We start from the raw sequence: 940 nt of genomic DNA on the forward strand, positions 1-940 counted from the left end.
GCCCATGGGCGCCGGCCTGTGCGGTGAACTCCGCTTTCAGAGGACCCAGGAGTTCGTCGATCCTGAAGTCCGAGGGCTTCGCCGTCACGACGCCGGAGTCTAGTTTCGAGACGTCCAGCAACTCGCCCAGCAACTCCTCCACCGAGCGGAGCGATGCGTCGGTCTGGCCGACCAGCGGATCGCCGCTGCGTTCCGCCAGGGCCGACAGGAACAGCCGGGCGGCGTGGAGCGGCTGCATCAAGTCGTGACCGGCGGCGGCCAGGAAGCGCGTCTTGCCCTGGTTCGCCCGCTCGGCTTCGGCCTTGGCGACGAGCAGGTCGGCGGTCCGCTCTCCGATCCGGCGCTCCAAACTCTCGTTTGCTTCGCGCAGTGCCGTGGCCGCCCGGCTCCGCTCCGTCACGTCGGTATAGGTTATGACGAATCCGCCGTCGGGCATGGGATGGGTCGCGACCTCCAGTTCCGTGCCGTCGGTGCGCGGGCGGATCAGGGCTTTCACGTCGCTCAGCGGCATGCCGACCTTCAGCAGCCCGTTCGGCAGGTCGTTGAGCTCGACGAAGCGCCGGTTCCAGGTCGCCAGCAGGTTCTCGCGGTCCACCACGCAGATCCCCTGGGCAATGCTTTCCAGCGTGGTCCTCAGCAGGTCGTGGTTGGCCAGGATCGCCTTCGACGCCTCGTCCAGCATCGACCGCGCGTCTAGCTGCGACAGCCGCCCGCCCTTCAGCATGCCGGCGACTACGACGCGGGCAGACGCGGAGCCGAGCGCGCCGGCCAGCAGGTTTTCGGTCTGGCGGACCGCTTCCGCATCGGCCTTGTCGAGCCAGCCGGGCCGGCCGGCGAAGACGGCGTCGGCCCGCTCGAACCCGACATAGCGGGCGGCCAGCGCGTGCAGGTCGGCGATCCGCGTCATGCCGCGCAAGGCGGGAGCGGTGCCGTCGGAGCC

General features: G+C 69.8%; 1 protein-coding gene. It reads right to left on the reverse strand.

Annotated elements, in window-relative coordinates:
- Positions 1-940: sensor histidine kinase (locus AC5JJ6_RS37250; protein ID WP_496046872.1), on the reverse strand; the 940-nt coding region annotated here is incomplete at both ends.

The sequence above is a fragment of the Skermanella sp. genome, from assembly GCF_059503625.1.